The organism is Novosphingobium sp. CCH12-A3, assembly GCF_001556015.1.
GTDB lineage: Bacteria > Pseudomonadota > Alphaproteobacteria > Sphingomonadales > Sphingomonadaceae > Novosphingobium > Novosphingobium subterraneum.
Genome location: NZ_LSIA01000273.1, coordinates 1 through 4,591, shown reverse-complemented (window position 1 = coordinate 4,591; position 4,591 = coordinate 1). Strand labels below are relative to the sequence as shown.

The following is a 4,591-nucleotide window of genomic DNA, read 5'->3' as shown; positions in this document are numbered from 1 at the left end:
CGTGACCGGGCGCGGAGCACTGCCTTCGGGCACAAGGCGCACGCAGCCGCCAAGCAGAAAGAGCGCCGCGATGATCGCAGCGCTCTTCGTTTTGCAGAACCCTTGAATGCCCCTCACTTGAAGCCTCAGGCCTCGTCGGTTTCGTCGAGCAGCCAGTCGGGATCGCGCGAGGTGAGATCGCGGCGGAAGGTCCACAGATCGCGCGCTTCAATCGCATCGTCGAGCGAGCCGGCAATGACGGTGCCTTCTGCGTTCCGGGTGACCGAGGCAATGTCTGCGAGGAAGCGGACGGTGATGCGCGCGGTCTGTCCTTCGATCGAGGCCGCGACGATGCGCGCTTCCTCGATGCGAATCACGCGGGCGTCGATCGTCTCGCCGGCTTGAGCGCGGGCATCGATGGCCGAGCTGAAGCCTTCGTAGACGTCGGCGTCGCAGAGCTGGAGCAGATCGTTCTTGTCCCCGCGCCAGAAGGCTTCGAGGATCATGGTATAGGCGCCCTTCGACCCTGCCAGGAACTGCGCGACATCGAAGCGGCGATCGGCTGAGATAATTGCGCGGACGCCGGCTTCGGCGCTGTTGTCAAACGTGCTGGGCGCAGGTGCGGCAAGTTCGCGCGGGCGAGGAGCGGCGGAACCGCCCTGCTGCTGGACCGGCTGCTGCTGCGATTTGGCCGAGGGATCGGGCTGTTCGATCCGGCGGCGCATCGGCTCCTCGTCATGCTCGGGCCGGCGGCCGAGGACGGAGTAGAGGCGCAGGCCCAGAAAGGCCGCAATCATCGCCAGGATCACAATTTGAACAATCACGCGCAAGATTCCCGAACTGTCCATGGCCCCGGATCGGAAGACCTGAGCTCACGGCGTCATTCCAACGTGCCTCAAATAGGTACGGATTACAAATGAACAACGCGTGCATGACCCTTTGGGCTCATCCCTTGGCAAAGAATCTCGTCAGGTTGTGGCCTCGTTGCGCCAGACAAAGGCGGATTGCGGCCTTTGGGGCATGATGCTAGGCGCGCGGCCAAGGGAAACCCACACAGAAAGCACGTCTGACATGGCCGACGAAGGCAACATCATTTCGAATCTCAATGTCGATGGCCCCGTTCCGAACGGGGAAGACACTTCGCCCGCGATCGGCCTGATCTCGCAGTACGTGAAGGACCTTTCGGTCGAAAATCCCAACGCGCCCGAATCCTACCAGTGGAGCGAAGCGCCCGACATCGCCGTGGACTTCAACATCTCGGCCCGCGTGATCCAGCCGGAAATCCACGAGATCGAGCTGAAGATCAACGTGACCTCGAAGGGCACGCAGGGCACCGCGTTCATCGTGGAACTGGCCTATTGCGGCCTCATCGGCATGCGCAACGTGCCCGACGACCAGGCCCACCCGTTCCTGTTCGCCGAAGGTCCGCGCATCCTGTTCCCGTTTGCCCGCCGCATCGTCGCCGATGCCGTGCGCGATGCCGGTTACCCGCCGCTGATGCTCGAGCCGATCGACTTCAACGGCCTGTACATGCAGCAACTCGCGCAGGCACAGGCGACCGCGGAAGCGACTCCGGCTGGCCAGGCCTGATCTGACAGACTGAATCCGGTGGCCCGAGGGATGCGCCCATGAACCTCCTCAAGGCCACCGGATCGATTGGCGGACTGACCCTGCTCAGCCGCATTCTGGGACTGGTGCGCGACAGCCTGTTCGCGCGCTTCGTCGGCGCGGCGTTTGCCTCGGACGCATTCCTTGTCGCGTTCCGGCTGCCCAACATGTTCCGCGCCTTGTTCGCCGAAGGCGCGTTTGCCAGCGCCTTCATCCCGATGTTCAACAAGAAGGTCGCCGATCCCGAGGGCAAGGGCCTGCGTGACGGGCTGGACTTTGCGGAAGCCGCGCTTGCCGTGCTGCTGCCGGTGCTGCTGTTCATGACGGTGGTGCTGGAAGTTTTCGCCTGGCCGGTGACGCTGCTTTTGTCGGGCAAGTTCAACGGGGTGAGCGCCGACCAGTTCGCCTATGCGGTCGAGCTGTCGCGCTGGACGATCCCCTACCTGATGCTGATCAGCATCGTCTCACTGTTTGGCGGCATCCTCAATTCGCTGGGCAAGTTCTGGGTCAACGCAGCGGCGCCGATCCTGCTGAACCTGACGCTGATCGTGGCGCTGCTGGGCTTCCATTCGGACGATCCGCTGGTGACGGCGCGCAATCAGGCGATTGCCGTTTCGGTATCGGGCGCGCTGCAGCTGGCGTGGCTGGCCTGGGCATGCCGCCGGAATGGCGTGCGGCTGCGGCTGCGCCGCCCGCGGCTTTCGCCCGAAGTGAAGCAGCTGCTCAAGCTGATCCTGCCGGCGGCGGCAGGGGCAGGCGCGGTGCAGATCAACCTGGTAATCTCGACCGCGCTGGCCGCATCGCTGCTCGATCACGGTTCGGTCACCTACATCTACATGGCCGACCGGCTGAACCAGTTGCCGCTGGGGCTGATCGGCATCGGCCTTGGCACGGTGCTGCTGCCGACGATCTCGCGCCAGTTGGGCGGGGGCGAGGAAGTGGCAGCGATGGAAACGCAGAACCGGGGCATGGAGCTGGCGCTGCTGCTGACGCTGCCCGCAACGGTGGCGCTGGTATTGTGCGGCGAGCCGATTGCCGCAGCGCTGTTCGGCTATGGCAAGTTCGACGCGATGGATACGCATTTCACCGCGCAGGCGCTGGCCGCGTTCTCTATCGGGCTGCCGAGCTACATTCTGGTGAAGGTCCTGACGCCGGGATACTACGCGCGGCAGGATACGAAGACTCCGGTGCGCTATGCCACGATCTCGATGGTGGTGAACCTTGTCGGCAATCTGGCACTGATCGTGCCGCTGAGGCACATGGGGCCGCCGCTGGCGACGGCACTTGCCTCGACCGTCAACGTCTGGCTGCTCTATCACACGCTGGTCAAGCGCGGGCACTTTGCGGCCGATGCACGTCTCAAGCGGCGGACCGTGCGGCTGGCGCTTGCGGCGCTGGCGATGGGCGCGGTGCTGTGGGCAGGGCAGGGGCTGGTGATGCCCTATGTCCATGGCACGTGGACCATTCGCGTGGCGGCCATGGCTGCACTGGTCACGTCCGGGGTCGTCGTCTATGGCCTTGCCGCCGTCCTGACCGGAGCATTCCGGGTGGATGATCTCAAGCTTCTCCTGCGGCGTCGCCGCTCCAACTGAAGGCACTGAAATGCGTATCGTTTCCGGCATCCAGCCCACCGGCAATCTCCACCTTGGCAATTACCTCGGTGCGATCCGGAATTGGGTGCGCATGCAGGACGAGTGGTCGGTCAAGGGTGGGCAATGCCTCTATTTCCTTGCCGATCTTCACGCGATCTCGATGCCGCATAACCCGGCGGAACTGGCGGCCAACACGCGCGAAATGGTGGCGGCGCTGGTTTCGTGCGGGATCGATCCCGACAAGTCGATCTTGTTCAACCAGGCGCAGGTGCCCGCCCATGCCGAGCTGCAATGGCTGCTCAACGGCACGGCGCGGATGGGCTGGCTGAACCGCATGACGCAATGGAAGGACAAGGCGGGCAAGAACCGCGAGGGCGCGAGCGTGGCGCTGTTCACCTATCCGGTGCTGCAGGCGGCCGACGTGCTGCTCTATCAGGCAACGCACGTCCCGGTGGGCGAGGACCAAAAGCAGCATCTCGAGCTGGCGCGCGACATCGCGCAGAAGTTCAACAACGACTTCTGTTCAGAAGACGCGCCGCTGTTCACGCTGCCCGATCCGATCATCCCGCCCGAGGCTGCGCGCATCATGTCGTTGCGGGATGGCAGCGCGAAGATGAGCAAGTCCGATCCTTCGGACATGAGCCGGATCAACCTGACCGACGATGCCGATGCGATCATCCAGAAGGTGAAGAAGGCCAAGACCGATCCCGAGCCGCTGCCGGGCACGGTCGAAGGGCTGGCCGGACGGCCCGAGGCGAACAACCTCGTCGGCATCTACGCCGCGATGGCCGGGATCACGCCTGCCGAAGTGCTGGCGCAGTTCGAGGGCAAGGGCTTCGGTCAGTTCAAGCCTGCACTGGGCGAACTGCTGGTCGAGACGCTGTCGCCGATGGCGGCACGTTATCGCCAGCTGCGCGAGGATGGCGAGGCGCTGGACGCGATCCTTGCCAAGGGCGCGCTGAAGGCTCTTGACCTTGCTGCGCCGACCCTCGCCCGGACCTATCAGGCATTGGGCCTTGTAAGAGGCTGATTTTCCGTCAGTTCGTTGCAAAACATTACGTGCCTGCAACATATGTTGCAGGCACCATTCAACGTGCATTCAGCACTTCCCGTCCAAAAAGGCGGCATGCTATGCAGTGCGTGTGTCTGGCAAGGGGCGGCGGACGCATAACAGGAGTCGCAAGGATGAATTCCGTTTCGCAAGTGAAGCCCTCTTCTTCCGGCAAGCGCCGGCTTCTGGGGCTTTCGGCAGTTTCGCTGATGCTCGTCTCGCTCGCCGGGTGCGCCACGCCGTTCAAGGCCGACGTCAAGCGCTTCCAGGCGCAGTTGCCGGCACCCGCTGGCCAGACCTTCGCGGTCGTTGCCGACGATCCCAGGGATGCAGGCGGGCTCGAGTTCGCGCAGTATGCATC

Annotated in this window: 4 protein-coding genes and 1 pseudogene; 4 read left to right on the top strand and 1 reads right to left on the bottom strand. The window is 64.0% G+C overall.

Annotated features, from left to right (window positions below; translation table 11 throughout):
* Positions 1–125: 125 nt before the first annotated feature.
* Positions 126–803 (bottom strand): Tim44/TimA family putative adaptor protein, encoded by a 678-nt coding sequence (locus tag AX703_RS22000; protein ID WP_156452174.1) that lies wholly within the window; start codon positions 801–803, stop codon positions 126–128.
* 247 nt (positions 804–1,050) lie between these two features.
* On the opposite strand from AX703_RS22000, the gene secB reads away from it, so the two are divergent.
* The 4 genes and pseudogenes from secB to AX703_RS21980 all read left to right on the top strand — a co-directional run.
* Complete coding sequence (gene secB / locus AX703_RS21995) at positions 1,051–1,569, top strand: protein-export chaperone SecB (protein ID WP_062347274.1); 519 nt, start codon at positions 1,051–1,053, stop codon at positions 1,567–1,569.
* Between the two features lie 38 nt (positions 1,570–1,607).
* Positions 1,608–3,179 carry a murein biosynthesis integral membrane protein MurJ gene (gene murJ / locus AX703_RS21990; protein ID WP_062347271.1) on the top strand — a complete coding sequence of 524 codons (1,572 nt, stop codon included), beginning with the start codon at positions 1,608–1,610 and terminating at the stop codon, positions 3,177–3,179.
* 10 nt (positions 3,180–3,189) lie between these two features.
* Positions 3,190–4,209, top strand: a complete 1,020-nt coding sequence (gene trpS, locus AX703_RS21985) for a tryptophan--tRNA ligase (RefSeq protein ID WP_062347278.1) — start codon at positions 3,190–3,192, stop codon at positions 4,207–4,209.
* 230 nt (positions 4,210–4,439) lie between these two features.
* Positions 4,440–4,591 (top strand): annotated as a pseudogene (locus tag AX703_RS21980) (DUF4136 domain-containing protein); the annotation flags it as partial.

What these genes read in the sequence shown, in the direction of transcription:
- secB (WP_062347274.1), top strand. Translation starts at nt 1,051, where the DNA reads ATGGCCGACGAAGGCAACATCATTTCGAATCTCAATGTCGATGGCCCC.
- murJ (WP_062347271.1), top strand. Translation starts at nt 1,608, where the DNA reads ATGAACCTCCTCAAGGCCACCGGATCGATTGGCGGACTGACCCTGCTC.
- trpS (WP_062347278.1), top strand. Translation starts at nt 3,190, where the DNA reads ATGCGTATCGTTTCCGGCATCCAGCCCACCGGCAATCTCCACCTTGGC.